Below are 26,154 nucleotides of genomic sequence, written 5' to 3'. Positions count from 1 at the left end.
CTAGAGATGCTTGGAAAATGCGGCAGTATCCGTTAAAGCCGGATGATGTTCAACACATCGCCCGACAGGTTGACCTGTACCGAAGCCCCCCACAGTGGATCGCGGCGCAAATCTTCGGAAACCTTGTACTGACCCGCGATGGAAACCAGCTCAGCGGTCAACTGCTGGCAGAAAATCCGTGCTCTGGTATCACCCTTGATGCCGGCGAGGGCACGTCCGCGCATCGGGCCGTATACATGGATGTTGCCATCGGCGAGAAGTTCCGCCCCGGGGCTGACCGAGGAGATCACCACCAGGTCGCCGCCCTGGGCGTAAATCTGCTGCCCGCCGCGTACCGGCGAGGTGATGATCTTTGTCGGCTTGATCGCAGGCTCGGGTGGTTTTTCCGGTTTTTTCTTCTCTTCACCGACCAGCGGTTCCAAGGGACGCTCGCGGGCACCGGACGGAGGCAGTACTGGCAGTTCAATGGCGATGGCGGCGGCAATGTCTTCGATGCGGCTGGCACGAATCGCCAGGGTGCGCAGGCCATGGGAGCGGCACACGCGCATCAGCCCGGGCAAATCAATCACGCCCTGGCCGGCCGGCAGCTTGTCCAGCGCCAGCACCAGCGGGGCGTTGTTGAAAAAGTTCGGCGCCAGGGCAACCTTGGCGGCCAGTTGGCGGTCCAGGGCATCAAGGTCATTGCGCGCCAGTTCCAGCACGGTAATGGCGAGCATGCTGCCTTTTAGCTGGAACACGGGATCTTGGTCTAGCGGTTCGGTTTGGCTCATGGTCGGCGAAAGCGGCTTGTCACGAAAAGTGTCGAGACTTATAACGAGAACACTCACCCGCCGCAAGCCGAGTCGAACCGTTGTAGAATGCGCGGCCCTTGTCTTTACCGGAATCTGTAATGGATCGCCCGCGTTTTCGAGCTGTATTTCTTCACCCGCGTTTTTGGCTGCTATGGCTGGGGCTCGGCCTGCTGTGGCTGGTCACCCAGTTGCCGTACCGGGCGTTGTTGACCATTGGTCGCCTGCTGGGTGCGGGCATGTACCGCGTGGCTGGCGATCGCCGCCGTATCGCGGCGCGTAACCTTGAGCTGTGCTTCCCGGAAAAATCCGTGCAGGAGCGCAAACGCTTGCTCAAGGAAAACTTTGCCTCCACCGGTATCGCCTTTTTTGAAATGGCCATGAGTTGGTGGTGGCCCAAGCCGCGCCTGGCGCGACTGGCCCATGTCGAAGGGCTGGAGCACCTCAAGCAGGCACACTTGGAAGGCAAGGGCGTGATCCTGATGGCCCTGCACTTCACCACCCTGGAAATCGGCGCGGCGCTGCTGGGGCAGAAACACACCATCGATGGCATGTACCGCGAGCATGGCAACCCGCTGTTCGATTTTATCCAGCGCCGTGGTCGTGAGCGCCATAACCTCGATTCCCTGGCCGTGGAGCGCGACGACGTGCGCGGTATGCTCAAGCTGCTGCGTGCCGGGCGGGCCATCTGGTACGCACCGGACCAGGATTACGGCGCCAAGCAAAGCATCTTCGTGCCGCTGTTCGGTATCCAGGCAGCTACCGTCACCGCTACCAGCAAGTTCGCACGCCTGGGCAAGGCGTTGGTGGTGCCGTTCACCCAGGAGCGCCTGGCCGATGGCAGCGGTTACCGATTGGTGATCCATCCACCGTTGACCGATTTTCCGGGTGAAACCGACGAAATCGACTGCCTGCGCATCAACCAATGGGTCGAAGCCTCGGTACGCGATTGCCCCGAGCAATACCTGTGGACCCATCGCCGTTTCAAGAGCCGGCCGCCGGGTGAGCCCAAACTGTATGAAAAGCGCCGTCGATAACGCTGACTTTTCCCACACGGAGTGACGCAATGCGCTCAGTTGAACCGGTCACAGGCTTGATTCTTTCCGGCGGCGGGGCGCGAGCGGCGTATCAGGTGGGGGTATTGGCGGCGATTGCCGAGTTGCTGCCGCCGGGGGCGCCGAATCCATTTCCGGTGATTGTCGGCACCTCCGCCGGCGCGATCAATGCGGTGAGCCTGGCCAGTGGCGCTACCGATTTCTCGGCAGCGATCCAACGGCTGACGGCATTCTGGCAGGGCTTTCGCAGCCACCAGGTGCTGCGCAGCGACTGGCCTGGGGTAATGCGCCAGGCCAGCCGTTTCCTCATCCACAGCCTATTGGGCCTGGGCGCCCAGGTGCCCGTGGCGCTGCTCAACAGCTCGCCACTGCGCGACTTGCTGCAAGAACGCTTGAACCTGGACGGCATCGACGAGGCTATTCGCCGCAAGCACTTGCAGGCAGTGGCGGTGACGGCGTTTGGCTATGAGTCCGGGCAAGCGGTGACTTTCTACCAGGGCGGCGGCACCATCGATGCCTGGCTGCGCCATCGGCGTATCGGCGTGCCGACCCAACTGACGGTGGAGCACTTGCTGGCGAGTTCGGCGATTCCGCTGTTGTTTGCTCCGGTCAAACTCGACGAAGAGTACTTTGGCGATGGCGCGGTGCGGCAGTCAGCGCCCATCAGCCCGGCTTTGCACCTGGGAGCCAGCCGCGTGTTGGTCGTCGGCGTGAGCGGCAACCCCAGGGGCAATGAAGCGTCGACGCAACGTACCTACACCGGCCAGCAACCGACCCTGGCGCAAATCGGTGGGCATATGCTCAACAGCACCTTCATTGACAGCCTGGAAAGCGATATCGAACTGCTGGAGCGCTTGAACCAGTTTAGTCGGGTTGTCCCTGTCGACGCCGCGGTGCAGGGCCTGGCACCGGTGGACGTGCTGGTGATTGCGCCCAGCCAGCCTATCGATGAAATCGCGGCGCGACATCGCCAGGAATTACCGGCGGCGTTGCGCTTGTTCTTGCGCGGGCCGGGGGCGACCAAGACCAGTGGGGCGGGGGTGTTGAGTTATTTGCTGTTCGAGGCGGGGTATTGCAGCGAGTTGATCGAGTTGGGGCGCAAGGATGCGCTGGCCAAACGTGAGGAGTTGTCGCGATTCCTCGGCCTGACGCAGAGCTGAAAATGTGGGAGGGGGCTTGCTCCCGATGGCGGCGATTCAGTTACAGATACTTTGAATGACACACCGCTATCGGGAGCAAGCCCCCTCCCACATTTTGTCCAGCAGTGTTTATTAGAAGTGGTACTTGACCAGGAAGCTTGCGGTGTCCTGAGTTGTCTTGAACGCGCCGCTGTCTTCAATCCCGTACTTGTTCTTCCAGTAGTCGTATTCAAAACCCACATACAACTGCTTGTCGCCCCAATGCAGCGCCTTGCCCAAGTCATATTTGACCTGCGGGTTGAAGTGCAGGTTGGCGTGATAAGTGCCACGGGCGTTCTTGTCGTTATCCACCACCCAGTCCATGAAACCGTCGATCAGCACGTCGGAATTGCCCACGGGGATGGTGTACGACCACACCGGAGTGATCTGCCACACACCGTCACCCGGGCGATTGCCCTCGGTCTGGCGCTGGTAGAAATTCAACTGGAAGTAGTCAAAACCGGGGATGTTCAAGTCGAATGCCGGGCCCAGCAGGTAGGACTCGTTATCGCCCTCGCCGAACTCGTAGGTGAAGGCCAGCAGCACGTCCTTGATCGGGCCGAACGACAGGTCCTTGTCGAAAATCTTGCCGAACGACAAACGCGGGCTGAACTCGCCGTAGTAAGTGTTCGGGCCGACATTGCCGTCTTCCTTGCCGTTGTAAAAGATACGGTCGAGGAAGAAGAAGTTGTCGCCGTACTTCCATGCGTCGGCATGTTCGAAGGTGACGGTTTGCTGGATCTGCGGGTTGACGGTAAAGCTCTTGCCCCACAGGTAAGTCAGGCTGTTGTTCTGCCACTGCAACAAGTCACCGGCTACGGCCTGGCCACCAGCCAGCAGGGATCCCGCCAGCATCAGGCCTTTGAACATGGGTTTCATTCGGTTGCTCCCGAGTTAAAGTTTTATGGTTTTTTTTCTTCTACGCAGGCGCTCTGGTATGGCGCCTTTTGGTTCGCTGCAAAAATCGTCTGTTCGGTCAGCTTTAATGCTGTTAGCAAGAGCTGCGCCAAGGTGTTTGAAAAGCCAAAAAATCCCCGTCGGCTGCAGCGGATGCAGTCGAATTCAGAGGACTTTTGCGCACTTTGGCAGCCAACATCAGGCCGGGATAAGTTGGCCTTGAAGTCAGCTTTTACATTCGCTGTTTTTTTTTGAGTCGATTCGAGCGGGCGCGGAGAATACTGGCTCCCAGGCCTGGGCTCAAGTGCGCTGTAACAGAGCGCGAGGGGCGAGAATGGGGCGCGGCGTGTGGCCGGCCCCGGTTGAAGGCTGTGCATGTGGGTGTTCCCTGTTTGTTGTTATTTTTGTACTAACAAAGGAATCAATGCGTATGGGCGACTTCGGGGCGTTCAGCGCCGCCGAGGATGTTGAACAGGATGTTCAGCGACAACGCGCTGAGTGTGGCCATGGCGATCCCGCTGTGGGTAATCGGGCTCATCCACAGTGGCAGTTGCGCGAAGAACTCCGGCCGTACCACGGGGATCAGACCCATGCCGATGCTCACCGCTACCAATAGCTGGTTGCGACGGTCGGCTATGTCGGCTTCCTGCAGGATCTTGATCCCGGTCGCCGCCACCATGCCGAACATGGCTATCGCCGCGCCACCGAGTACTGCCGGCGGAATCGACGCCACCAGATAGGCGGCCTTGGGCAACAGGCTCAGCACAATCAGAAAGGCCCCGGCGATGATCGTGACCGAGCGGCAGCGCACGCCGGTCATTTGTACCAGGCCGATATTCTGCGCGAAGGAGGAGTGGGTAAAGGTGTTGAAGAAACCGGCAAAGAACGACGCGCCTGCGTCACACAACAGGCCGCGGCGCAGCATTTTCGGGGTGACCTCCTGGCCGGTGATCTTGCCCAGGGCGAGGAACATGCCGGTGGACTCGACAAAGATGATCACCACCACCAGGCACATCGACAGGATCGGCGCCAACTCGAACTTGGGCATACCGAAGTGCAACGGCGTGACCACCTGCACCCAGGGCGCCTGGGCCAGGCCACTGAGGTCGACCATGCCGATAACGCCGCACAACCCGTAACCCAGGCCCATGCCGATCAGCACCGAGATATTCACCCAGAAGCCGCGCATGAAGCGGTTGATCAGCAGGATGGTCGCCAGCACCAGGGCAGCAATCGCCAGATACACCGGCGAGCCGAACGTGGCGGCAGCGCTGCCGCCACCGGCCCAGTTCACGGCCACGGGAAACAGCGAGAGGCCGATGGCGGTAATGACGGTACCGGTTACCAGCGGCGGGAAAAAGCGCACAACCTTGGACATGAATGGCGCGATCAGCATGCCGAAGAACCCGGCGGCGATAGTCGCGCCGAAGATGCCTTGCAAACCGATACCGGGCATACCGGCCATGGCGACCATGCTGCCGACAGCGGCGAAGCTGGCACCCATCATCACCGGCATACGGATACCCACCGGGCCGATGCCGAACGACTGCACCATGGTGGCGATACCGGCCACCAGCAGGTCGGCGTTGATCAGGAAGGCGATTTCTTCACGGCTCAAGCCTGCGGCCTGGCCAATGATCAGGGGGACGGCGACGGCGCCGCCGTACATCAGCAAGACGTGTTGCAAGCCAACCAGAATCAGTTGCAAGAGGGGCAGCCGCACCATGGCGGGCGCGGCAGGAGTCTGCGTTTCTAACTGGGACATGCAACACCTCGAATCTTTTTATTTTTGTGTTGTTTGCAAAGCAATTTTCAAAACACGGCAGATCTCAATTGTGGGAGCTGGCAAGCCAGCTCCCACATTGGTCCTGTGTGAAACAGTCAGTTGGTGCGGGCCCCCTGATTGATCCAGGTGCCGATCAGGTCTCTTTCCTGCTGGGTCATCTGGGTAATATTGCCCAGCGGCATGATCTGGCTGGCCACGGCCTGCGCTTGAATACGCGCGGCCTGCTGCTGGATCTGTGCCGGTGTGTCGAACATCACCCCTGCCGGTGCGGTGCTGAACAACGGGCTGGTGGGCTTGGCCGAATGGCACACGGTGCAGCGTTGCTCGATCACATGGTGCACCTGGCCGAAGTCGGTCGTGGCCTGGGCTGGTGCCGGTTCAGCGGCGGGGGCGGCAGGCGCCGCGGGTTTCAAGCCACCGCCCAGGGCGGTTTCCGGCAGCGGCTGGTACTCGATCGCAGCAGGTGCCTTGGCAATCGGTTCTGCAGGCTTGGGCCCGGTTACATACGCCAGGCTGATCATCGCCAACGCGCCCACCGGCAAGGTCCACGCATACTTCTGGCTGTCATGCCGGGTGTTGAAGTAGTGCCTTACCAGCACCGCCGCCACTGCGATCCCGGCCAGGATCAGCCAGTTGTATTGGCTGCCGTAGGTACTCGGGAAGTGGTTGCTGATCATGATGAACAGCACCGGCAAGGTGAAGTAGTTGTTGTGGCGAGAACGCAGCAAGCCCTTGGCCGGCAGCGCCGGATCCGGTGTGCGGTTCTCGGCGATGGCTGCCACCAGTGCACGCTGGGCGGGCATGATGATGCGGAACACGTTACCGACCATGATCGTACCGATCACCGCACCCACGTGCAGGTAGGCGCCACGGCCGCTGAACACCTTGCTGAAGCCATAGGCCGCCGCAATCAGCAGCACGAACAGGATCAAGCCGAGCAGGGCAGGGCGCTTGCCCAGGGCCGAGTCGCAGAGGAAGGAGTAGATGAACCAGCCGGCGAACAGTGAGCCGATGCCCAGCAATACGCCTTCGGTGCCGCTGAGGCTGCTGCCGGGGGCGAGCAGGTACAGCGTCGGGTTGAGGTAGAACACTACGCAGAGCAGCGCGACGCCCGACATCCAGGTGAAGTAGGCTTCCCATTTGAACCAGTGCAGGTTGTCCGGCATGGTCGGCGGGGCCAGTTTGTATTTTTCCAGGTGGTAGATACCGCCACCGTGGATCGCCCACAAGTCACCGGCCAGGCCGTTCTTGGGGTTGACGCGATTGAGGTTGTTTTCCAGCCAGACAAAGTAGAACGAAGCGCCGATCCAGGCGACGCCAGTGATCATGTGAACCCAGCGCACGCTCAGGTTCAGCCATTCCAACAGATGTGCTTCCACAGTCTTTACCTCTCGCCTGTCACCCTTGTTGTCGGGTGATCCGGCCTTCTCTTATTGGTGGGGGGCGAGGATCAACCGCTCATCCTCTTTGAAAAAATGCTCATCGCAGTTATTGCCTGTGCCACTGCGATCAACCACCAGGAAGTCATCCCGCTTTTCGATCGTCAGCACCGGGTGGTGCCAGACGCCGCGATGGTAATTGATGCCCTGCCTGCCGTTGGTAACGAAGGCGCGGACCAAGCCTGATACAGGTGCATCGCCAAGTGGCGCGACCACGATCAGAAAGGGGTTGCCGAGCAGCGGTATGAACGCCTGGCTGCCCAGCGGGTGTCTCTCCAGCATGCACACGGTCAGCGGCATGTCCTGCGCGTCGGCGCGGAAGATGCTGATGATGGCGTGGTCTTCAGGCTGTGCTGTTTCGACCGTTGCCAGTTTGTGAAAGCGCATGGTCGACCCGTTGTTGATCATGAAGTGATCGCTGCCATCGGTTTCGATAACGTCTCCGAAAGGGGCGAAGGCTTCTTTGGTCAGGGGTTCGATCATCAGTGTGCGCATGGCTGTCTCTTATCCGAATACTGTGTTGTTTGGTCTATTGCTATCGCGGGCAAGCCCGCTCCCACATTTGGAATGCATTCCCCTGTGGGAGCTGGCTTGCCTGCGATGGCATCACCGCTTATTTCGACACTTTGCCCAAGACGCGCAGGCGACTCACACCACCATCCGGGAACACATTCAGGCGGATATGGGTAATCGGCCCCAGCGCCTTGATCTGCTCGGCGAAGGTGTGTTCAGCGTGCATTTCCAGTTTCTGCGCCGGCAACAGTTCACGCCAGAACAGCGATTGGGTTTCGATCTGGCTGTCGGTGCCGCCTTTGACGAAGGCGCCCTGGATCGAGCAGGTGTCCGGGTAGTTGCCCTTGAAGTGCAGGGTGTCGACGATGATCTTTTCGATCTCGCCCGGGTGGCCCAACGCGACGATCACCCAGTCATTGCCCGGTGTACGACGACGCGCGGTTTCCCAGCCATCACCCATGTTGATGCCACGGCCCGGGTTGAGGATGTTGCTCATGCGGCCAAAGTGTTCATCGGAGCAGGCCAGGGCACGACCGCCATTGAGCGCGGCAGCCAGGTCGACCTGTTCGTTGTCGCCCACCGAAGACCAATCGCGGAACGGCACGCCATACACACGCAGACGGGCGACGCCGCCATCCGGGTAGATGTTGAAGCGCAGGTGGCTGAACGCCTGGTCGTTGTTGATCTCGTGGTAGTGGTGGCTGTTGCCTTGCAACTCTACCGCCGACAGCACTTCAACCCATTGGGTGTTGGCGTCCGGCTCGCCCGAGGCCAGGAAGCAGGCTTCCAGGGAGGCCGACGGCGGGAAGTTGCCGGTAAAGAATGAAGTGTCGATGTCCACGCCTTTGATCGAACCGGGCACGCCCAGGCGGATCACCGCGCTGTCGTAGCCTTCGAAGCGCTTGCGGCGTGACTCCCAGCCGTCCATCCACTTGCCGTTGTCATCGAAAACGCCCTCCTTCCACACGGCCGGGGTCGGCTGGAACAGGCGGTTGGCGTCGGCGAACCAGTCATCGGTCACCGAGATGATCTTGGTGCCCAGGCGGGCGTCGGCCAGGTTGACGAACTTTTCGAAAGGTACGGCGTAAGCTTTCATTCTTCTTGTCTGCCTTGGATAGAGTGGCTGGGGATGGTCGTTTAGAGGGTCAATAAACGGAACAACGCGATCTTGTTGATCTCGTCCAGCGCGCACTTGAACTCGGTGTCTGTCGAGTTATGGATGCGCGTTTCGAACGCGGCGAGAATCTGGTGCCGGTTGCTGCCTTTTACCGCCATGATGAAGGGAAACTTGAACTTGGCCTTGTAGGCGTCATTCAGCTCGGTGAAGCGAGAAAACTCTTCGGCCGTGCATTGGTGAATCCCCGCGCCAGCTTGCTCATCGGTGCTGGCTTGGGTGAGTTGGCCCTGGACGGCGGCTTTACCGGCCAGGTCCGGGTGGGCGTTGATCAGGGCCAACTGGCTTTGATGATCAGCGCTCAACAGGATATCGCTCATGCGCTGGTGCAGGGTTTCGATCTGGTCGATCGACGCATCCTGGCCCAGCTCGAAGGCCTTTTCGGCTACCCATGGCGAATGTTCGTAGATGTCGGCGAAGGCAGCGACGAAGGCGTCGCGGCTCAGGGTCGACGGTTGCAAGGTCTGGAACGCAGTCATTTCGCCGCTCCCGTGCAGGGGTGGGTTTGGTGCCAGTGACGGGCGATGTCCACGCGGCGGGTGAACCACACCTGATCATGGCCTTTGACGTATTCAATGAAGCGCTTGAGCGAGGCCAGGCGTGCCGGGCGGCCGATCAGGCGGCAATGCAGGCCGATCGAAAGCATCTTCGGCGCTTCGGCGCCTTCGGCATACAGCACGTCGAAGGCATCCTTGAGGTACTCGAAAAAGTCGTCACCCTTGTTGAAACCCTGCACCTGGGTGAAGCGCATGTCGTTGGTGTCCAGGGTGTAGGGGATCACCAGGTGCGGCTTGCCGTTAGGGGTATTGGGTTCCCAGTAGGGCAGGTCGTCGTCGTAGGTGTCGCAGTCATACAGGAAACCGCCTTCCTCCATCACCAGGCGGCGGGTGTTGGGGCCGGTACGACCGGTGTACCAACCCAGCGGGCGTTCGCCGGTCAGCTCGGTGAGGATGCGGATGGCTTCGAGCATGTGCTCGCGCTCCTGGGCCTCGTCCATGTACTGGTAGTCGATCCAGCGGTAGCCGTGGCTGCAAATCTCGTGGCCGGCGGCGACCATGGCGCGGATTACATCCGGATGACGCTGGGCAGCCATGGCCACGGCGAAGATGGTCAGCGGTATGTCGAATTCTTTGAACAACTTGAGGATGCGCCACACCCCGGCACGGCTGCCGTATTCGTACAGCGACTCCATGCTCATGTTGCGCTCGCCTTGCAGCGGCTGGGCCGAGACCATTTCCGAAAGGAAGGCTTCGGACTCTTTGTCGCCATGCAGGATATTGCGCTCGCCGCCTTCTTCGTAGTTGAGTACGAACGACAGCGCAATGCGTGCGTTGCCCGGCCAGTGGGGGTGAGGAGGGTTACTGCCGTAACCGATCAGGTCGCGTGGGTAGTCAGCGCTCACTGCAGTCTTCCTTCTTGTTCGTGGTAGCTAGGTGTGTGGCGGCCGGGCAGTGGAAAGACTGGGTGGCGTCACAGCGATGAGTGATTGTATACAACTTATCGCAAACTTTGTAAGCCTGCATTTCTGCATTTTTTCTGAACGGTCTCTCTAAAGGTCTCTGCAAGAAACTTGCCTGAGTGGTCAGGTTAAAATGAAAAAGCCCACTGCAGGAGCGAGCTTGCTCGCGAAAAACCTGAGCGCGCCACTTTTCATTCTGAGAGCCCGCGTCATCGTTGGCGTTTTTCGCGAGCAAGCTCGCTCCTACAGGAGGGTGGAAGCGCTGTGAAATTTATTGTGTACAATTTTTTATAAAAGTGTCTTAATCGGCCATCGCCGGCTTTTTCACTGCCCTGAAAGAGTGCGGGTTTCTCTATGACTGACTTCGGGAGGCGCATAAAAGCCATGGGACGTTTGACCACACACGTTTTGGACGCCGCACACGGCTGCCCCGGCAGCGCGATCAAGGTCGAGTTGTATCGCGTCGAGGGCGCGCAGCTTGAACTGGTGGGTAGCGCCGTGACTAATAGCGACGGCCGTTGCGACGCGCCGTTGCTGCAAGGCGATGACTACCGCAGCGGTGTCTACCAATTGCAATTCAGTGCTGGCGACTACTACCGTGCCCGCGGTGTGCAACTGCCAGAGCAGGCTTTTCTCGACGTGGTGGTATTGCGTTTCGGCATCAGCGCCGAACAAGAGCATTACCATGTGCCGCTGCTGATTTCGCCTTACAGCTACTCCACCTATCGCGGTAGCTGAGTCGTCACCTCGCTTCACATCCCCAAATGCTCTTCGTTGGTTTCGCCCGCGCACACTGCGGGCTTTTTTTCGACCGTGCTGCGTTCAACTATCTAAAGCCTCAAGCGCCTGTGCGTTGCCTAGGCTCGGTGTTTTCCTCAATCAAGAAAACACCATGGCCTTACTCAACGACATACCCGACCCAGAAGATCCGGAGGTCGCTGCCCAAGCAACGCTTCAGGGTATACGCAGCCAGCTGACCCGGCGAATCAACGCTCACGCCCATCCAAGCCGTTTGATTAATCAGATTGCTTTTGCCGAACTGCGCTGCGCTGAGGTAATAAAGGTGCTTGCAAGGCTGATAGCGCGCGTGCCCAAAGTTTTGTGGGTGATCCGCAACGAGCTGCGCAAAGAGTTTGAAATAGACCCGGACAGCCTGCTGTTCACCGTGCCAAAACCACCTGCAGAGCCGCAGAAAGTCGACAGCCTGACTGATCGTGCGCTGCTGTCACTGGTCTTGCCCGCAGTGCCGATCAACCTGAATCAGTTCACTGCCCTGAGCGTCAAGGGTGACCCGACTCGGCAGTTGCCTTATACGCCGTTGCAAGTGCTGCAGCGAGTTATCGCCATGAAGCTGCAAGACAGAATTGCCTTGTCGGCCACACCTTATTGGGACGCCCTGCAGCCCGGTTCCGTGCAAACACGCAGGGGGCATTGGGCAGAGCTGCACGCCGAACTCTTCGCTGGCCGGGCTTTTATAGCGCGGCAATTGGACGAACTGTCGAGTGCCGGGATGGCACTGCTGCAGGCCCTGATCGACGCACCGAGTGCTGAGGCACGCCAGCGAGCAGGGGGCGATTGGGCCAATGTGCGAGCGAGTTCGCTGATGTGGCCGGGTACGCCTGCGGTTGCAATTCCCGGTGCCTTGCATATCTACCGTGAAGGCGATCCTGATGGTGCACCGCATGTGATTTACCTACCGGGTGTGGTGCGCAATTTCTACGAGTACTCGTCCTTCTTCGGCCTGCAATGTGGCCTTCTGAAGTTGGTCAGTGAGTCACTGTTCGACGAACTCTGGCAATGCCTGCCGTTAAAGCGCCGCCATGAGCTATGTCGGCCTACGGACCTGACCCCCCCGTCAAGCGTGAGTCGCGGCTCGACAATCTCCGGTGATGCGCTGGCGATGAGCGCGCAAGCGTTGCTGGAAGGTCAATGGGAAAACGAGCTGGCCTGTGCGCTGGCGATCAATCACGCACACGTGTTTTCTCCACAACAGCCGCCACCTCAACCGCTGACCGCTGTGCCATTTCTGCGTTTTATCGAGCGTGCAAGGAAGGCACTGGTCGGTAAAGTCCGACTTGGGGCTCTAGTCGATCAATTGCTCAAGTGGGACGAACAACGACGACGCGCAGAAATTATCTTTGCCAGCACGGCGCCCGGTCTGGCCCTGCTCACCGCGGAACAACAGGTCAAACGCTACGGAAAAGGTCTGCTCGCACTATTCAACGCCGATGATCTAAGCGTCGAGACTGCAGCGCTTGAGGAATTTGTGGTGCTTGAGAACCAACTCAAAGCACATAAAGACGCGTTGAATTCGCTGATTAAAGATGCGCAGCAGCGGCTCTACGATGTGCCTTTTTGGATTGAGCGCCCAACGGGTGCGCACAAACGCTATGCCTTGTTCCTGCGTGCCCATGTCGAGGCTCTGCGCTGTGAGGTTCAGTTGCAACACCGGCTCAAGCTGATACCCACTGCGCATCTGGATTTGGTGATGGAGGTGGTGGAGCGGCTGTCGGCATCCAAATACGTGGGCGGAAAAGCCCAGGTGTTTTCGGTCTCTGTGGGCAGCGCGCAGGCTGCCTTCTACCCGCTTCATAACGTTTGGGTGGTGGCTCGGGCGACGGCGATGAAGCACCCGTCCCGTGGGGTTCCGGTCGCGCTGTATGCATTCGGGCAATATGGCGGGCTGAAGGCTTTTTCCGGCCTGGATGCTTTAACCCGCGGTCTGAAAGCCAGCCTCGGGAGCTGTGATGATTCGGTCCTGTGGGGCTGTATAGAGCACGATAAGCGTCACGACTTACGTGACCATGCCCGGCGTGAAACCCTGACGGTGCGCTATGAACCCATTGAGGGGAACCCTGCGACGGTTTCTTTCAAACACTTGATGACCTACTACTTTGGCTTGAACAAGCGTATTGAGGGGACTGCCGGTCTGTTCAATGAGGTAAAAGATGCCGAGCTGAGCCGTGTGCTGCTATTGGCTGAGCTGGACGCTCACTTGAAGATTCCAGACAGTCCCGCCTTGGCCCAGGCTCAGGCCAACGTTGATCTTCTGCGCGAGGCTGCGCTTGAGGCAAAAAAACTGCCGCAGTGGTTAGCGGGCGCAACATCTGCCCAGCTTAAGCACTTCAAGCGCTTGCAGCGCCGGTACCTGAGCAGCGCCTTTGCCTCTGAAAACCTGCTTGAACGCTCTCTGACTGACTTGGAAACGTTCGCCCGCCGCAAGTTGATCGCCCGTTTAACCGAGGATGGTTTCTACCCGGAGCTGGACATCGACAAGCCCCTGATCACGATGCCGGATGATGTCAGAGGCAGCTTCTGCGGTAATCAAAGCCACTGCACGCCGGGTGATCGCGGGGAGGTCCTGACCCCAAGTACTCAAACCACAACTTTCAGCATGTTGCAGCTGGCGTTGCATAATCTTGATCCGAAAGCACCCTGGGTGTCTTGGCGATTGAATCGAGCACGCTATCTGCAGCCGCAGTGGAAACAACGGCTGAACAAGGACTATTTGATCAAGACAGTCTCCTCGCTGGATATCGGCGGAAACTACAACACGCAGATCAACCATACCTTCTACCCCACGGTTAAAGCCAACCCGAGTCTGGACGCAGGTCGCATTCCTGCGCTGATCAATCGCACGCTGGATGAATGCGCGCACATGCAGCTTTTTTCGGCGGTTCAACAAGGGCTAAGCACCTTTGCACAGAGCCTGTTCAGCACGGCGATGGCGGCGCGAACGCCTGAGGACCTGCTGAAAAATGGGTATGATTTGAAGTTGCACGTCGTTCATCTGGCGGCGCACACGATGCAGCATGATCGCTATATCTCAGGGATCGTGGTCATGCAGGATCAGGGCAGTGGGCGCTGCGTAGTTTACTGGCCTGCTGCGCCGCACGCCTTGATCATCACCGAGTACATCAGTGTGGCGATGGCGCGGGTAGAACTCAGTCGCATTGCCGCTTCGGTTGACCTTGTAAAGTTACTTGCGCGGCAGGTAGCGCCCGGTTGGGCATTTGACGCAATCATTCATGACCCCGATGAAGCAGGAGAGCCTGGATGGCTTTCTGTCATGCCGGATGCTTATTATTTCGAAGGTAAGTGGAGGCTTCCTGGCTTTGTTCGCTCCTTCAGCATTACACATCTGCAACCGACGCCAGTGCTCGATGAGATCGAAAAACTGATCCACGAGCAAATTGCCAGTAGCCCTTCAAGCTGGCTGGTGATCGTTCCTATGTCCCACAGCGAACCCAGGGCATTGCTGTATTACGCCAATGTGCTGGATTTGCAACGCCGCACTCAAGCGGCGAGTAATTCTGGCAGGAGCCTGGATGAGTATCGTGTCCGCCGCCTTGCGGAGCAGACTGATAGCAGCATGCGAGCGCTCATATCGTTTTTCTTTCCATTATTTGCGCTGGCTAACTCCTTTTATGAATTGCTGGTGGTGGCACGACGTTTTCACCGGTTCGCAGACCCCAATGATGTCGTGGATATTGTGTTTATGACCCTGTATCTGGCGTTCGATTTGTGGCAGACCTTTACCCCCGGCCCCAAGGTCAGAGGCGCAGTGGCGGGTATCGTGCGGCGCCCGCTGGGGGCTGTGTTGAATCGGATACATCGTTCGCATTTCAGTCATGGCCGGGTGCTGCGTCAGGCTGCGCCTTCTGCGGCCGCGTTAAAACCCTTGGAACGTTTCAAAGTCAAGGGCGTGCCGCCGGATGCTGTGGCGCTCAAAGGGCGTGGCAGGGAGGGCGTCTATGTGAAAGATGGTCAGCAATTTGTAACGGATGACACTCACCATTATCCCGTTTACCAACGTGATAGCGAGTCGGCGTTTCGGCTGAGAAACATGCTCAAAAGCGGTGAGGATGAGTTGGTCCTGAATATCCATCAGCCCAAGGAGTGGTTGCTGGAGACCAATAATCTTCAATCTGGGGGCAACTCCGCAGCGCATGACCCATGGCGCGCTCCCCGGCCGCCATTGTCGGATTGGCAACCCCCTCGTGAGCGCATGGCGACTGTGAACCGGATTCTTCAGTCACGTACAACGGACACCCAGTGGCTGAGTTGGCGTACTCAAGTTCACTCCAGTCAAGTTGTGGACTTCCCTGCGCCTCAAGTGTTTGAGGTTGGCACGGCTCCCAGAGGTTCTTCGCTCAATGCCAGGTTTTTGCGCGTGGCTCCTCCATATACCACCTTCGAGGATCCGAACAGCGGTTTTTACCGGATGCTCCCACAGGGCGATCATGCACCGTTGACCGACCTGGTGTTTATCACCCGAAATGAGCCACCGGGGCCATCCGCGCGAGCCGATATCATGCGCTGGACAAGCACTGATATTCGCGACCAACCCATTCCCGTATCACGCCTGCCTACAGGTGAATGGCAACATCATTCGGCACTGTTCGACAGTACGTTGGAGGACTCTGTGGGCAGGGCCTTTCCCTCCATGACGAGTGCAGCTCGAAAGTTTACCGTCAGACGGATGATTGAATTGTCAGATCCTTCCCCCTCTGCCACGGCAAGCCATTTGCTCGGCATCCGCGCGACGCTGGACGAATGGCTACCCCCGCTCCCTGCGAGCAGCGGCCAAACGGATGATTTACTACGGATGTTGCGGACTAATGAACGGCGCAACCAATACCTATACGTCGGTTTTGAAGGCAAGGCGCCCGGCTTCACGCGCGTTGATTTCACGCCGCCTCATACGTTAGACCCGAGCCTGCACTATGGTGTCAGACCGGTCAGGACGCAGAGGCTTGAAGCGGAGCGCGCCGCCGTCAGGACCGTGCTGGAGCGCCAGGGTTTCCGCGTCGATGACTTGTCTGTGCGGCGCCCAGGGATGCGTGGCGGAGAACCCAGTATTGAATCAGTCGTTACTCATCCCCGTTCGAGCACAATTTACTACGTGGCCTACCAATGGCTTGAACTGGGGCGAATGACCTTGAGAGGGAAGCTTTCCGATAAGTGGATTCGGATAGCCATCAACTCACACCCCGACTCTCTTTTATTAAGGGGGGTTGACAGCGCGATGCGAGAACAGCGCTTGGTGCGGATTGTCGCCGGCATCCAATGGCCCACAAAGGGGCGGCTCGATCCAACTGTTTATTTCGTCAAATTGAACCCTTAGCGTTGATGAGTGCCATCGCACCGGCGCCGCCGAACAGCGCGGCGCTGGTGCGGTTGAACCAGCTCTGGCCCGAACCGCTGCGCAAATACCGTGCAGCGCCATGGGCACCCAAGCCGTAAGCCAACTTGCACAGCAGGTCGAGCATCGTCCAGGTGGCAATCATGATCAGCAATTGCGGCAGGAACGGCTGTTGGCTGCTGAGAAATTGCGGCAGGAAGGCGGCGAAGAACAGGATGTCCTTGGGATTGCTGGCACCCAGCACGAATGCTCGCCCAAACAACGCACGAAAGCGCGGTACAGACGGCGTTTGTGGGACTTCGGCGCCTTCGCTCGGCAGACGCGATTGCTGCCAGCTCTGCCAGGCCAGGTAGAACAGGTACAGCGCACCGGCGATTTTCAAGGCGCTGAACAGCTGTTCCGAGGCCAGCAACAATGCCCCCAGACCCAAGGCCGAAGCGCTCAACAGGCAGATCGACGCAAACACTCCACCCAAAAACGCCGGGTACGAGCGGCGCAGGCCGTAGTTGAGACTGTTGCTGATCATCAGCAGCGACAGTGGCCCTGGAATCAGGATCACGATCAATGCAGCCCCACTGAACAGCAGCCAGGTATCCAGGTTCATCATTTGCTCCTTTTATAAAAATATGAATTTCGCAATGAAAATCGCGCACAACACCCACAGGCTGACAGAAATCTCGCGGTACTTGCCGGTGCCGGCCTTCAGCGCTACATAGGTGATAAAGCCCAGAGCGATCCCGTCGGCGACCGAGAACGTCAGCGGCATCATGATGGCAGTGACGATCGCCGGAATGCTGTCGGTAGCTTCATCCCAATTGATATGGGCCATGCTCGCCATCATCAGCATCGCTACGTAGATCAACGCGCCAGCGGTGGCATAGGCGGGAATCATGCCGGCCAGCGGTGCGAAGAACATCGCCGCCACGAACAGTACGCCCACCGTTACAGCGGTCAACCCGGTGCGGCCACCGGCTGCCACACCTGCGGCGCTTTCCACGTAGCTGGTCACTGGCGGCACGCCAACCATGGCGCCGAACACACTGGAAGCACTGTCGGCCTTCAATGCGCGGGACAGGTTGTCGATCTTGCCATCGGCCTTCACTAGCCCGGCCCGTTGGGCAACGCCCATCAGTGTACCGGCAGTGTCAAACATGTGTACAAAAAGAAAGGCAAATACCACGCTGATCATGCTCACATTGAACACACCCATCACGTCCATCGCCATCCAGGTCGGTGCCAGGCTCGGTGGGGTGGAGAGAATGCCGTTGTAATGCACCAGGCCCAGGCCCCAGCCGGCGAGGGTCACGGCGATGATGCTGATCAGAATTGCGCCGAATACACGGTGATAACTGAGGATGGCGATCAGCAGGAAGCACACCGCCGCCAGCAGTGGGGCGGGTTCATGCAGGGAGCCGAGCTTGATCAGGGTGGCTGGGCTGTCGACGATGATGCCGGCGGTCTTCAGGCCGATCACCCCGAGGAACAGACCCACACCCGCGCCCATGGCATGACGCAGGCTGACCGGAATACTGTTGAGCAGCCATTCTCGGATGCGTGACAGCGTCAGAATCATGAACAGCACGCCCGAGACAAATACCGCGCCGAGAGCTGTTTCCCAGTTGTAGCCCATGGTGCCGACCACGGTGTAGGTGAAAAACGCATTCAGCCCCATACCCGGTGCCAGGCCCACTGGCCAGTTGGCATACAAGCCCATCAACAGGCACCCCAGGGCTGCGGCGATGCAGGTGGCGACAAAGGCCGCACCGTGATCAATACCTGCGTCGGCCATGATGTTGGGATTGACGAAGATGATGTAGGCCATGGTGATGAAGGTGGTGAGGCCGGCGATCAGCTCGGTCTTCACTGTGGTGCCATGCAAGCGCAGTTTGAACAGGCGTTCCAGCCAACCGCCTTGCGGCGTGGCCAGGTCCAACGTAGGGGCTTCGGTTTTACGGCTATCCACAGCGAGTACTCCTCAATCGTTTTATTGTTATGTCCAGCGCCGGTCACATGAGTGGGCAACAGCGCTTTGAGGTACTGGCGGGTTTGTTGACCAAAAGGTCAGGAACTCGCACGAAGCGAATTATGCTTTTGTATACAAATAAAGCAAATAATGTTTTCGAATGTTTGGGCTAAAGTGGATGAAAGGCTGACTCCCAGGGGGACAGGCAGATTTATTCCGCCCGCCGCCTTGAAACATTGCTGCAATACCCGCACTTTGAGGGCGCAAGCATTCGCTCGGAATGCGCAAAGCGGCATAAGGGGAGCCCATGTACAAGGTTTATGGCGATTACAAGTCGGGCAACTGCTACAAGATCAAATTGATGCTTAGCTTGTTGGGGATCCCGTTTCAGTGGATCGATATCGACATCCTCAAGGGCGACACCCAGACCCCTGAGTTCCTGGCGAAGAACCCCAACGGCAAGATCCCGGTGCTGGAGCTGGAAGACGGCACCTGCCTATGGGAGTCCAATGCGATTCTCAATTTCCTCGCCGATGGCAGCGAGTTCCTGCCCACGGAACCGCGCCTGCGCACCCAGGTATTGCAGTGGCAGTTTTTCGAGCAGTACAGCCATGAGCCGTATATAGCGGTGGCGCGGTTTATCCAGTTCTATCTGGGGCTGCCGGAGGATCGCTTGGAGGAATACAAGAAATTGCACAAAGGCGGCTACAAGGCCCTTAAGGTCATGGATCGCCAACTGCAGTTGACCCCGTATCTGGTGGGCGACCAATTCTCCATCGCTGATGTGGCGTTATATGCCTACACCCATGTGGCCCAAGAGGGCGGGTTTGATTTGGACGCTTATCCGGCGGTACAAGCGTGGTTGCAGCGGGTGGCCAGCCATCCTCGGTATGTGCCGATGTTGGACTGATAATGCAATCAAAAGGTGGGAGGGGCACAGCCCCTCCCACATTTAGCTCAATAGTGAGTCAGATAATTCGTGATTTAGCAGTTCAAAGCAGCGCTGCGCCGCCGGGCTCAATGCCATCGCGCTGCGTGTGATCAAGCCGATCTCCCGGTTCACGCCGGGATGATCGATGTCGATTCGCTTCAACCCCTCCAGGCTGTCCGCCGCCGATTCCGGCAGCACGCTGATCCCCAACCCCTGGCGCACCAGCGCCAATACCGTCGACATGTAGTTGGCCTCCATGCCCGCATTCAGCGTCAGCCGTGTCTGGTCAAACAGTGCGTCGACCTGTTCGCGCACGCTGCTGTCACGTCCGGTAAGGATAATTGGCTGGTCGGCCAGTTGCGCCAGGGTCAGTGACCGATAGCGCGTCAGTGCATGATCCAGCGGCACAAACGCGCACAAGCGATCATTGAGCACCGGCTGAAATTGCAGGCCATGGCTCAGGCGCGCCCGTACGCCGATGCCGAAATCCACCTCGCCGTTGCGGACCTGGGCATGAATGCGATGGGCCACCAGGTCATGCAGGCGCACCTCGATCCCGGCAAAGCGCTGGCGAAACAGGCGCAAGGCCGGGGGCAGGGCGCCGGCGCAAACTGACGGCAGGGCGGCGATGGTCACCACGCCGCGACGCAAGGCTGCGAGGTCGCGTGAGCCGGTGACGATGTTGTCCAGGTCCAGCAGCAGTTTTTCCATGGGCCCGCGCGCATCCTGGCCGGCAGCGGTGATGCTCACATGGCGCGGGCTGCGGTCGAGCAGGGCGACGCCGAGCCAGTCTTCCAATTGCTGTACTTGCACGGTCAGGGCCGAAGGCGACAGGTGCAATTCGTTGGCCGCCTTGGTGAAACTGCCGGTGCGGGCCACCGCGAGGAAGGCCTGGATGTGCTGTATCGAGTTCTTCATTTTGTTTTTCCGAACATGCTAGGCCGAATATTCCAATTTACAAAGACTAACCCGCTTCCAATACTCCGGGAAAACAATAACCGGCCAAAAACGGCCACCCTGGAGTTATCCATGCTCGCAACCCTGGGCGTCATCACCATTCTCAGCCTGCTTGTCGCTGTCATGAGCAAGCGTCTCTCGCCACTGGTGGCCCTGATCGCCTTGCCGATCATCGCCGCTCTGGTCGGTGGGTTCGGCCTGCAAACCAGTGCCTTCATTATCACCGGAATCAAGAACGTCGCCCCCGTGGTCGGCATGTTTGTGTTCGCGATCCTGTTTTTCGGGATCATGACCGATGCCGGGATGCTCGACCCCATCATTGATCGCATCCTGCGCACGGTAGGGACGCGTCCTACACGAATTGTGGTTGGCACCGCGACGCTGGCGTTGCTGGTGCATCTGGACGGCTCCGGCGCGGTGACCTTTCTGGTGACGGTGCCGGCGATGCTGCCGTTGTATACGCGGCTGGGCATCGACAAGCGCATTCTCGCCTGCGTCTGCGCGATGGCGGCGGGGGTCAACTTTCTGCCCTGGACCGGCCCGGTGCTGCGCTCGTCGGCGGCGCTGCATGTGCCGGTGGCCGATCTGTTCCAGCCGCTGATCCCGGTGCAGATCGTCGGGCTGATCTTCGTCTTCGCGTGCGCCTGGTGGTTGGGCCATCGTGAAGAAAAGCGCCTCGGCCTGGGCGCCGGTTCCAGCGTGCAGGCGGTGCCGCAACGGGTGCTCAGCGACGACGACATCAAGCTGCGCCGCCCACGGTTGTTCTGGGTTAACCTGATCCTGACCGTGCTGGTGATGGTGGTGATGATTGCCGGTTGGGTCGACCCCGTGGTGATGTTCATGCTCGGCACCGTGGTTGCGCTGTGCATCAACTACCCCAACGTGGACGCCCAGCGTGCGCGCATCGACGCCCATGCGAAAACCGCCCTGACCATGGCCAGTATCCTGCTCGCCGCCGGGGTGTTCACCGGCATCATGCAAGGCTCCGGCATGCTCAAGGCCATCGCCGAAGTGGCGGTGGCGCAGATTCCGGCGGGCCACGGCAAGTTGATCCCGGCGGTCGTGGGGTTCCTGTCGATGCCCCTGAGCATGTTGTTTGACCCCGACTCCTACTACTTCGGCGTGATGCCGGTGATCGCCGAAGTCGGCAAGGCGCTGGGCGTCGACCCCCTGCAAGTGGCCCAAGCCTCGTTGCTGGGCGTGCACACCACCGGTTTTCCGGTCAGCCCGCTGACGCCCGCGACCTTCCTGTTGGTGGGCCTGTGCAAGATCGAGTTGGCCGATCACCAGCGATTCACGATTCCTTTTCTGTTTGCCGCCTCGGTGTTGATGACCCTGACGGCGTTGCTCCTGGGAGTGATTTGAGATGAACACCTTGCGCATTGGCTCCGGCGCCGGCTATTCCGGTGACCGTATCGAACCTGCCGTGGAACTGGCCGAACATGGCGACCTGGATTACCTGGTCTTCGAATGCCTGGCCGAACGCACCATTGCCCTGGCACAACAGGCGCGCATCGGCGACCCGCAGGGCGGTTATGACCCGTTGCTGAGTGAACGCATGCGCCGAGTATTGCCCTGCGTGGGCCAGCCCGGCGGTCGCCGTCGCTTACGGGTGATCACCAACATGGGCGCGGCCAACCCTGTGTCGGCGGCCATTGAAGTGCGGCGCATTGCTGCCGAGCTGGGCCTGGGTCTGAAGGTTGTGGCGGTGGTGGGGGATGATGTACTGCACGCTTTGCCTGCCGAGCAGTTGCTGGATAACGGCCAGACCGTTGGCTCCCTTGGTGAGCGGTTGATCTCCGCGAATGCCTACCTGGGTGTGGACGGCATTCTTGAGGCACTGCGCGCCGACGCCGATGTGGTCATCACCGGGCGGGTGGCCGACCCTTCGTTGTTCCTGGCGCCGCAGATGTTTGAGTTTGGCTGGGCCGCTGATGATTGGCAGCGCCTGGGGCGCGGCACTTTGGTTGGGCATTTGCTCGAATGTGCCGGGCAGGTCAGTGGCGGTTACTTCGCGGATCCTGGCTTCAAGAACGTCGATGACCTGGCGCGCCTGGGCTTTCCGCTGGCTGAAGTCGATGCGGATGGCCACGCCGTGATCACCAAGGTTGCAGGTTCTGGTGGCCGTGTAAGCCGTGCCACGTGCATCGAACAATTGATCTACGAAGTGCACGACCCAGCGGCGTACCTGACTCCGGATGTGACGGCCGATTTTTCCCAGGTGGGGTTTGTCGAGGAGGGCGTTGATCGGGTTCGCGCCCACGGTGCCGAAGGGCGTGCACGGCCCGAACAGCTGAAAGTCAGCGTCGGTTATCTGGACGGCTGGATCGGTGAGGGGCAGATGTCCTACGGTGGCCCGGGGGCTGTCGCACGCGCGCAGTTGGCGCGAGATGTAGTGCTCAAACGCCTGGAATTGATCGGCGTAAAGATGCAGGAGGTGCGCGCCGAATTGATCGGCATGGATTCATTACATGGTCCACGCAGTACTGTCGAGCCTTGGGAAGTGCGGCTGAGGGTTGCCGCCCGTTGTGACGAACGCAGCGACGCCGTGCGGGTCGGCAATGAAGTGGAGACCCTCTATACCAACGGCCCAGCCGGAGGCGGTGGGGCTAGCAAGAGTGTGCGCCAGGTCGTGGCGGTGGCATCGTTGTTGCTGCCCCGTGAAGCGGTCAAACCGAGGATTGAAGAATGAAACTGCATGCGCTGGCCCATTCCCGCACCGGGGATAAGGGCGACACGTCGAACATCTCGATCATTGCCTATCGCGCGCAAGACTACCCGTTGCTGTGCGAACAGCTTACGGCGGAGCGCGTCACAGAGTTTTTCAAGGATTTGCTGGACCCGTTAGCGGCCCCCGTTCGACGTTATGAATTGCCGAATGTGCAGGCGCTGAACTTCGTGTTGCCGGGTATCTTGCGTGGGGGCGTGACCCGCTCACTGGCGCTGGATGCCCACGGCAAGTGCCTGGGCTCGGCACTGCTGGATCTGGACCTGACAACACTGACTTAACAACACCGCACCGCAAATGTGGGAGCTGGCCAGCCAGCTCCCACATTGACCGCAGCGTGCTTCAGATCGCAGCGAAGCGCTTGTCCAGGTAGTCGATGATCACCTTGGAGTCGTACATCCAGGTGGTCTGGCCATTCTCTTCGATGCGCAGGCACGGCACCTTGATCTTGCCGCCTTGCTCCAGCAGGGTCTGGCGGTCCTGCTCGTTGTTCTTTGCGTCCTTCAGGGCTACCGGCACGTTCAGGCGATGCAGGGTGCGGCGGGTCTTCACACAAAACGGGCAGGCGTGGAACTGGTACAGCGTCAGCGCCTTGGCCGCGTCGTTCACCCGCGCCTGTTGTTCGGCGGGGCGCTGCTTTTTGCGTGGGCGGGTCAGAAAATCGCCCGCGATGATGATCTGGCCGAGGCCCACTCGAAGTGCTTTGACGAACATGGCTGTTACCTCTTGCCCATAACTGAGGGGGCGCAGCTTACCTGATTTCTGCAGGCGAAAAAAAACCGGCGATGAACGCCGGTTCTTTCCTACCCAGCCGGTTACTTGATCAGGCTGAGAAATTCGCTGCGAGTGGCCGCGTTATCGCGGAACTCACCGAGCATCACCGAGGTGATCATCGACGAATTCTGTTTTTCCACACCGCGCATCATCATGCACATGTGCTTGGCTTCGATTACCACGGCCACGCCCAGGGCGCCGGTCACTTGCAGCACCGCATCAGCGATCTGGCGGCTGAGGTTTTCCTGGATCTGCAGGCGGCGCGCATACATGTCGACGATTCGTGCAACCTTCGACAGGCCCAGCACTTTGCCGCTTGGAATGTAGGCCACATGGGCCTTGCCGATAAACGGCAGCAGATGGTGTTCGCACAACGAGTACAGCTCGATGTCCTTGACCAGCACCATTTCGCTGTTATCGGAGCTGAACAAGGCACCGTTGGTGACTTCTTCGAGCGTCTGTTCATAACCGCGGCAAAGGTACTGCATCGCCTTGGCGGCACGCTTTGGCGTGTCGAGCAGACCCTCGCGGGAGACGTCCTCGCCGAGTTGGCCGAGAATCTCTGTGTAATTCTGTTCCAGGGACATGAAACTACCTGTGGGATTTTCGCAAAGCGCAAGGTTACGGTGGCGGGCACATCGCTGCAAGCCTGACGATGGCACTTTACTCGTCGCGGCCTTCGAGCATGGTGCGCTTGAGCATCACATACACCGCACCGGCACCGCCGTGGCGGGCCTGGCAGGAAGTAAAGCCGAGCACCTGGGCATGTTGACGCAGCCAGGTGTTGACGTGGCTCTTGATCATTGGCCGCTTGCCGTCCAGCCGCACAGCCTTGCCGTGGGTGACGCGCACGCAGCGGATTTCGAATTTAGTCGCTTCGGCGAGGAAGGCCCACAGGGTTTCCCGGGCCTTTTCCACGTTCATGCCGTGCAGGTCGAGGCTGCCTTCGAACGGGACCTGGCCGGCCTTGAGCTTGCGCATCTGGCTTTCCTGCACACCGTCGCGAGCCCACATCAGCTCGTCTTCGGGGCCGACGTCAATCACGAACTGATCCGACAGGCCATCCACGGTAGTGGCATCGCTGCGCACGGTCGCGGCCTGGCGCAGCTTGGCGATCTGTGCCCGGTCGGTCTTGGGTTTGCCGGTGTCGGCGCGGTCGTGCTTGATCGGCTTGACGCCGCGCAGCTCGTTTTTGAACAGGGAAAAATCGTCGTCTTGCATGTCAGCCTCCGCGAAGGGCGGGCAGTTTACCTAAATCGCGGCGGCCAGGGCGCAGCAAACGCTATCCAAGCGCCATCAGTCGTGCTTTTTCATCAGGTGCGAGGCGATATTCAACGACAAAGGCTGACGCATCCGCCGACGGCTGCGGCGCCATAACCATACGCCTAACCACAGCACCAGCAGGCCGATCCCCAACAGGATCGCCGAGCCGCCCGGGCTGGCATTCAACTCGCCCAGTGCCGGCGAATGCCCAAACAAGCCGGCGCCACCAGCGCCGGCCAACAACAAGCCTATGATCGCCAGCAGCGCGGCAATGCCCGCCACCAGGCGCAGACGCCAGTTGCTCGGGCCCTTGGGGCGCAAGCGACGAGCATCAAAACCATCGGATATCTTCATTCCGACCTTTCCTCCAGGGTATCGGCCCTTCGACCGGACAATACACAGGTTGTTCCGGAGGGAGGGGTAAATGCGCCAAATGAAAGGGCTTTGCGGATGAGCGGAGCAATAAACACGCCGCTCAACGCCAGAATGATCAGATCAGATCTTTAGTCAGTGCGAGGGTGGCGAAGTTGTCGGCCATGATCGCCATTTCGGTGTGCTGCACATGTTCGGCGCTCAGGATGCCGCCCTTGTAGGGCAGGTCGCGAGTGGCGCAGGCGTCTTCCACCAGGGTGCAGCGAAAGCCCAGGTTCTTGGCCGCACGCACGGTGGTGCTGACGCTGGAGTGGCTCATGAAGCCGCAGACGATCAGGTCCAGGGAGCCAAGGTCTTGCAAGTGTTTTTCCAGGCCGGTGCCGTGGAAGGCGCTCGGCAGCAGCTTGCCGATGATGGTTTCGTCACCCTCTGGCTCAAGCCCCTGGATGAATTCGCCACGCTCGCCCTGTGGATCAAACAGACCGCCTACGGTGCCCAAGTGGCGCACATGCACAATCGGGCGTCCGGCATTACGCGCGGCGCTGACCAGTTGTTTGATATTAGCGACAGCTGCGTCCATGCCCGAGACGGCGAGCGGGCCGCTGAGGTATTCCTTCTGGGCGTCGATGATCACGAGGGTCGCATGACTGAGGTTGGCTGCTGCGTAACCGCGACCGCTGAGTTGAAACATCGTCTTTGGAACGGACATTCTGGGGCTCCTGTGAGTGGGGC

Annotated in this window: 25 protein-coding genes; 8 read left to right on the top strand and 17 right to left on the bottom strand. The window is 59.5% G+C overall.

Annotated elements, in window-relative coordinates; translation table 11 throughout:
- Positions 1-32 precede the first annotated feature (32 nt).
- The gene (minC, locus tag PSEBG33_RS08525; protein WP_005789962.1) at positions 33-770 is read right to left on the bottom strand and encodes a septum site-determining protein MinC; all 738 of its coding nucleotides are present in this window, start codon (positions 768-770) and stop codon (positions 33-35) included.
- 119 nt (positions 771-889) lie between these two features.
- Here minC and PSEBG33_RS08530 point away from each other — a divergent pair, with 119 nt between their 5' ends.
- Both PSEBG33_RS08530 and PSEBG33_RS08535 read left to right on the top strand, forming a co-directional pair.
- On the top strand, positions 890-1,825 hold the full coding sequence (locus PSEBG33_RS08530) for a lipid A biosynthesis lauroyl acyltransferase (protein WP_005789961.1): 936 nt from the start codon (positions 890-892) through the stop codon (positions 1,823-1,825).
- Positions 1,826-1,854: 29 nt separating this feature from the next.
- Positions 1,855-3,003: a patatin-like phospholipase family protein gene (locus PSEBG33_RS08535; RefSeq protein WP_005789959.1), complete on the top strand. Its 1,149-nt coding sequence runs from the start codon at positions 1,855-1,857 to the stop codon at positions 3,001-3,003.
- A gap of 111 nt (positions 3,004-3,114) precedes the next feature.
- On the opposite strand, the gene PSEBG33_RS08540 is transcribed toward PSEBG33_RS08535, so the two are convergent.
- The 8 genes from PSEBG33_RS08540 to puuE form a co-directional block, all read right to left on the bottom strand.
- A complete protein-coding gene (locus PSEBG33_RS08540) occupies positions 3,115-3,900 on the bottom strand; it encodes an outer membrane protein OmpK (protein ID WP_005789957.1) in 786 nt (261 codons plus the stop codon).
- Between the two features lie 23 nt (positions 3,901-3,923).
- Positions 3,924-4,295 carry a hypothetical protein gene (locus PSEBG33_RS29390; RefSeq protein WP_143508472.1) on the bottom strand — a complete coding sequence of 124 codons (372 nt, stop codon included), beginning with the start codon at positions 4,293-4,295 and terminating at the stop codon, positions 3,924-3,926.
- A gap of 44 nt (positions 4,296-4,339) precedes the next feature.
- On the bottom strand, positions 4,340-5,683 hold the full coding sequence (locus PSEBG33_RS08545; RefSeq protein WP_005789955.1) for a nucleobase:cation symporter-2 family protein: 1,344 nt from the start codon (positions 5,681-5,683) through the stop codon (positions 4,340-4,342).
- Between the two features lie 116 nt (positions 5,684-5,799).
- The gene (locus tag PSEBG33_RS08550) at positions 5,800-7,083 is read right to left on the bottom strand and encodes a urate hydroxylase PuuD (RefSeq protein ID WP_003192825.1); all 1,284 of its coding nucleotides are present in this window, start codon (positions 7,081-7,083) and stop codon (positions 5,800-5,802) included.
- A 51-nt stretch (positions 7,084-7,134) separates the two neighbouring features.
- Complete coding sequence (locus tag PSEBG33_RS08555; protein ID WP_005789953.1) at positions 7,135-7,638, bottom strand: ureidoglycolate lyase; 504 nt, start codon at positions 7,636-7,638, stop codon at positions 7,135-7,137.
- A 118-nt stretch (positions 7,639-7,756) separates the two neighbouring features.
- Entirely contained in the window at positions 7,757-8,752 is a 996-nt protein-coding gene (gene alc / locus PSEBG33_RS08560) for an allantoicase (protein ID WP_005789952.1), read from the bottom strand.
- A 41-nt stretch (positions 8,753-8,793) separates the two neighbouring features.
- Positions 8,794-9,309: a 2-oxo-4-hydroxy-4-carboxy-5-ureidoimidazoline decarboxylase gene (uraD, locus tag PSEBG33_RS08565; RefSeq protein ID WP_005789950.1), complete on the bottom strand. Its 516-nt coding sequence runs from the start codon at positions 9,307-9,309 to the stop codon at positions 8,794-8,796.
- The gene (gene puuE / locus PSEBG33_RS08570; RefSeq protein ID WP_005789948.1) at positions 9,306-10,232 is read right to left on the bottom strand and encodes an allantoinase PuuE; all 927 of its coding nucleotides are present in this window, start codon (positions 10,230-10,232) and stop codon (positions 9,306-9,308) included. The genes uraD and puuE overlap by 4 nt, the downstream gene beginning before the upstream one ends.
- A 441-nt stretch (positions 10,233-10,673) precedes the next feature.
- Between puuE and uraH the strand changes: the two genes are divergently transcribed.
- A complete protein-coding gene (uraH, locus tag PSEBG33_RS08575; protein ID WP_005789947.1) occupies positions 10,674-11,027 on the top strand; it encodes a hydroxyisourate hydrolase in 354 nt (117 codons plus the stop codon).
- 154 nt (positions 11,028-11,181) lie between these two features.
- Complete coding sequence (locus tag PSEBG33_RS08580) at positions 11,182-16,416, top strand: dermonecrotic toxin domain-containing protein (RefSeq protein WP_005789945.1); 5,235 nt, start codon at positions 11,182-11,184, stop codon at positions 16,414-16,416.
- Here PSEBG33_RS08580 and PSEBG33_RS08585 read toward each other — a convergent pair.
- The gene (locus PSEBG33_RS08585; protein WP_005789943.1) at positions 16,400-17,038 is read right to left on the bottom strand and encodes a LysE family translocator; all 639 of its coding nucleotides are present in this window, start codon (positions 17,036-17,038) and stop codon (positions 16,400-16,402) included. The genes PSEBG33_RS08580 and PSEBG33_RS08585 overlap by 17 nt on opposite strands.
- Before the next feature lie 12 nt (positions 17,039-17,050).
- A complete protein-coding gene (locus PSEBG33_RS08590) occupies positions 17,051-18,397 on the bottom strand; it encodes an NCS2 family permease (RefSeq protein WP_005789942.1) in 1,347 nt (448 codons plus the stop codon).
- A gap of 307 nt (positions 18,398-18,704) precedes the next feature.
- Here PSEBG33_RS08590 and PSEBG33_RS08595 point away from each other — a divergent pair, with 307 nt between their 5' ends.
- On the top strand, positions 18,705-19,307 hold the full coding sequence (locus PSEBG33_RS08595) for a glutathione S-transferase family protein (RefSeq protein WP_005789940.1): 603 nt from the start codon (positions 18,705-18,707) through the stop codon (positions 19,305-19,307).
- 42 nt (positions 19,308-19,349) lie between these two features.
- Here PSEBG33_RS08595 and PSEBG33_RS08600 read toward each other — a convergent pair whose 3' ends face one another.
- Positions 19,350-20,246 carry a LysR family transcriptional regulator gene (locus PSEBG33_RS08600; protein WP_005789938.1) on the bottom strand — a complete coding sequence of 299 codons (897 nt, stop codon included), beginning with the start codon at positions 20,244-20,246 and terminating at the stop codon, positions 19,350-19,352.
- Positions 20,247-20,357: 111 nt separating this feature from the next.
- Here PSEBG33_RS08600 and PSEBG33_RS08605 point away from each other — a divergent pair, with 111 nt between their 5' ends.
- The 3 genes from PSEBG33_RS08605 to PSEBG33_RS08615 are packed head-to-tail and all read left to right on the top strand — an operon-like array spanning position 20,358 to position 23,294.
- Positions 20,358-21,650, top strand: coding sequence for a CitMHS family transporter (locus PSEBG33_RS08605; RefSeq protein WP_005789936.1), 1,293 nt, complete (start codon positions 20,358-20,360; stop codon positions 21,648-21,650).
- Position 21,651: 1 nt separating this feature from the next.
- Positions 21,652-22,977 (top strand): acyclic terpene utilization AtuA family protein, encoded by a 1,326-nt coding sequence (locus PSEBG33_RS08610; RefSeq protein WP_005789934.1) that lies wholly within the window; start codon positions 21,652-21,654, stop codon positions 22,975-22,977.
- Entirely contained in the window at positions 22,974-23,294 is a 321-nt protein-coding gene (locus tag PSEBG33_RS08615; RefSeq protein WP_005789932.1) for a hypothetical protein, read from the top strand. Before PSEBG33_RS08610 ends, PSEBG33_RS08615 begins: the two co-directional genes overlap by 4 nt.
- A 61-nt stretch (positions 23,295-23,355) precedes the next feature.
- On the opposite strand, the gene PSEBG33_RS08620 is transcribed toward PSEBG33_RS08615, so the two are convergent.
- The 5 genes from PSEBG33_RS08620 to PSEBG33_RS08640 form a co-directional block, all read right to left on the bottom strand.
- Complete coding sequence (locus tag PSEBG33_RS08620) at positions 23,356-23,727, bottom strand: glutathione S-transferase N-terminal domain-containing protein (protein WP_005789930.1); 372 nt, start codon at positions 23,725-23,727, stop codon at positions 23,356-23,358.
- A gap of 101 nt (positions 23,728-23,828) precedes the next feature.
- On the bottom strand, positions 23,829-24,374 hold the full coding sequence (gene folE, locus PSEBG33_RS08625) for a GTP cyclohydrolase I FolE (protein WP_005789928.1): 546 nt from the start codon (positions 24,372-24,374) through the stop codon (positions 23,829-23,831).
- A gap of 76 nt (positions 24,375-24,450) precedes the next feature.
- Positions 24,451-25,008, bottom strand: a complete 558-nt coding sequence (locus PSEBG33_RS08630) for a Smr/MutS family protein (RefSeq protein WP_005789925.1) — start codon at positions 25,006-25,008, stop codon at positions 24,451-24,453.
- A 75-nt stretch (positions 25,009-25,083) separates the two neighbouring features.
- Positions 25,084-25,404: a hypothetical protein gene (locus tag PSEBG33_RS08635; RefSeq protein WP_005789923.1), complete on the bottom strand. Its 321-nt coding sequence runs from the start codon at positions 25,402-25,404 to the stop codon at positions 25,084-25,086.
- A 136-nt stretch (positions 25,405-25,540) separates the two neighbouring features.
- Entirely contained in the window at positions 25,541-26,131 is a 591-nt protein-coding gene (locus PSEBG33_RS08640) for a cysteine hydrolase family protein (protein ID WP_005789921.1), read from the bottom strand.
- Positions 26,132-26,154: the final 23 nt, after the last annotated feature.

Origin of the sequence: Pseudomonas synxantha BG33R (genome assembly GCF_000263715.2) — a bacterium.
Taxonomy (GTDB): domain Bacteria; phylum Pseudomonadota; class Gammaproteobacteria; order Pseudomonadales; family Pseudomonadaceae; genus Aquipseudomonas; species Aquipseudomonas synxantha_A.
This window is presented reverse-complemented; position numbering and strand designations above follow the sequence as displayed.

What these genes read in the sequence shown, in the direction of transcription:
- minC (WP_005789962.1), bottom strand. Translation starts at nt 770, where the DNA reads ATGAGCCAAACCGAACCGCTAGACCAAGATCCCGTGTTCCAGCTAAAA.
- PSEBG33_RS08530 (WP_005789961.1), top strand. Translation starts at nt 890, where the DNA reads ATGGATCGCCCGCGTTTTCGAGCTGTATTTCTTCACCCGCGTTTTTGG.
- PSEBG33_RS08535 (WP_005789959.1), top strand. Translation starts at nt 1,855, where the DNA reads ATGCGCTCAGTTGAACCGGTCACAGGCTTGATTCTTTCCGGCGGCGGG.
- PSEBG33_RS08540 (WP_005789957.1), bottom strand. Translation starts at nt 3,900, where the DNA reads ATGAAACCCATGTTCAAAGGCCTGATGCTGGCGGGATCCCTGCTGGCT.
- PSEBG33_RS29390 (WP_143508472.1), bottom strand. Translation starts at nt 4,295, where the DNA reads ATGCACAGCCTTCAACCGGGGCCGGCCACACGCCGCGCCCCATTCTCG.
- PSEBG33_RS08545 (WP_005789955.1), bottom strand. Translation starts at nt 5,683, where the DNA reads ATGTCCCAGTTAGAAACGCAGACTCCTGCCGCGCCCGCCATGGTGCGG.
- PSEBG33_RS08555 (WP_005789953.1), bottom strand. Translation starts at nt 7,638, where the DNA reads ATGCGCACACTGATGATCGAACCCCTGACCAAAGAAGCCTTCGCCCCT.
- alc (WP_005789952.1), bottom strand. Translation starts at nt 8,752, where the DNA reads ATGAAAGCTTACGCCGTACCTTTCGAAAAGTTCGTCAACCTGGCCGAC.
- uraD (WP_005789950.1), bottom strand. Translation starts at nt 9,309, where the DNA reads ATGACTGCGTTCCAGACCTTGCAACCGTCGACCCTGAGCCGCGACGCC.
- uraH (WP_005789947.1), top strand. Translation starts at nt 10,674, where the DNA reads ATGGGACGTTTGACCACACACGTTTTGGACGCCGCACACGGCTGCCCC.
- PSEBG33_RS08580 (WP_005789945.1), top strand. Translation starts at nt 11,182, where the DNA reads ATGGCCTTACTCAACGACATACCCGACCCAGAAGATCCGGAGGTCGCT.
- PSEBG33_RS08585 (WP_005789943.1), bottom strand. Translation starts at nt 17,038, where the DNA reads ATGAACCTGGATACCTGGCTGCTGTTCAGTGGGGCTGCATTGATCGTG.
- PSEBG33_RS08595 (WP_005789940.1), top strand. Translation starts at nt 18,705, where the DNA reads ATGTACAAGGTTTATGGCGATTACAAGTCGGGCAACTGCTACAAGATC.
- PSEBG33_RS08600 (WP_005789938.1), bottom strand. Translation starts at nt 20,246, where the DNA reads ATGAAGAACTCGATACAGCACATCCAGGCCTTCCTCGCGGTGGCCCGC.
- PSEBG33_RS08605 (WP_005789936.1), top strand. Translation starts at nt 20,358, where the DNA reads ATGCTCGCAACCCTGGGCGTCATCACCATTCTCAGCCTGCTTGTCGCT.
- PSEBG33_RS08610 (WP_005789934.1), top strand. Translation starts at nt 21,652, where the DNA reads ATGAACACCTTGCGCATTGGCTCCGGCGCCGGCTATTCCGGTGACCGT.
- PSEBG33_RS08615 (WP_005789932.1), top strand. Translation starts at nt 22,974, where the DNA reads ATGAAACTGCATGCGCTGGCCCATTCCCGCACCGGGGATAAGGGCGAC.
- PSEBG33_RS08620 (WP_005789930.1), bottom strand. Translation starts at nt 23,727, where the DNA reads ATGTTCGTCAAAGCACTTCGAGTGGGCCTCGGCCAGATCATCATCGCG.
- folE (WP_005789928.1), bottom strand. Translation starts at nt 24,374, where the DNA reads ATGTCCCTGGAACAGAATTACACAGAGATTCTCGGCCAACTCGGCGAG.
- PSEBG33_RS08630 (WP_005789925.1), bottom strand. Translation starts at nt 25,008, where the DNA reads ATGCAAGACGACGATTTTTCCCTGTTCAAAAACGAGCTGCGCGGCGTC.
- PSEBG33_RS08635 (WP_005789923.1), bottom strand. Translation starts at nt 25,404, where the DNA reads ATGAAGATATCCGATGGTTTTGATGCTCGTCGCTTGCGCCCCAAGGGC.
- PSEBG33_RS08640 (WP_005789921.1), bottom strand. Translation starts at nt 26,131, where the DNA reads ATGTCCGTTCCAAAGACGATGTTTCAACTCAGCGGTCGCGGTTACGCA.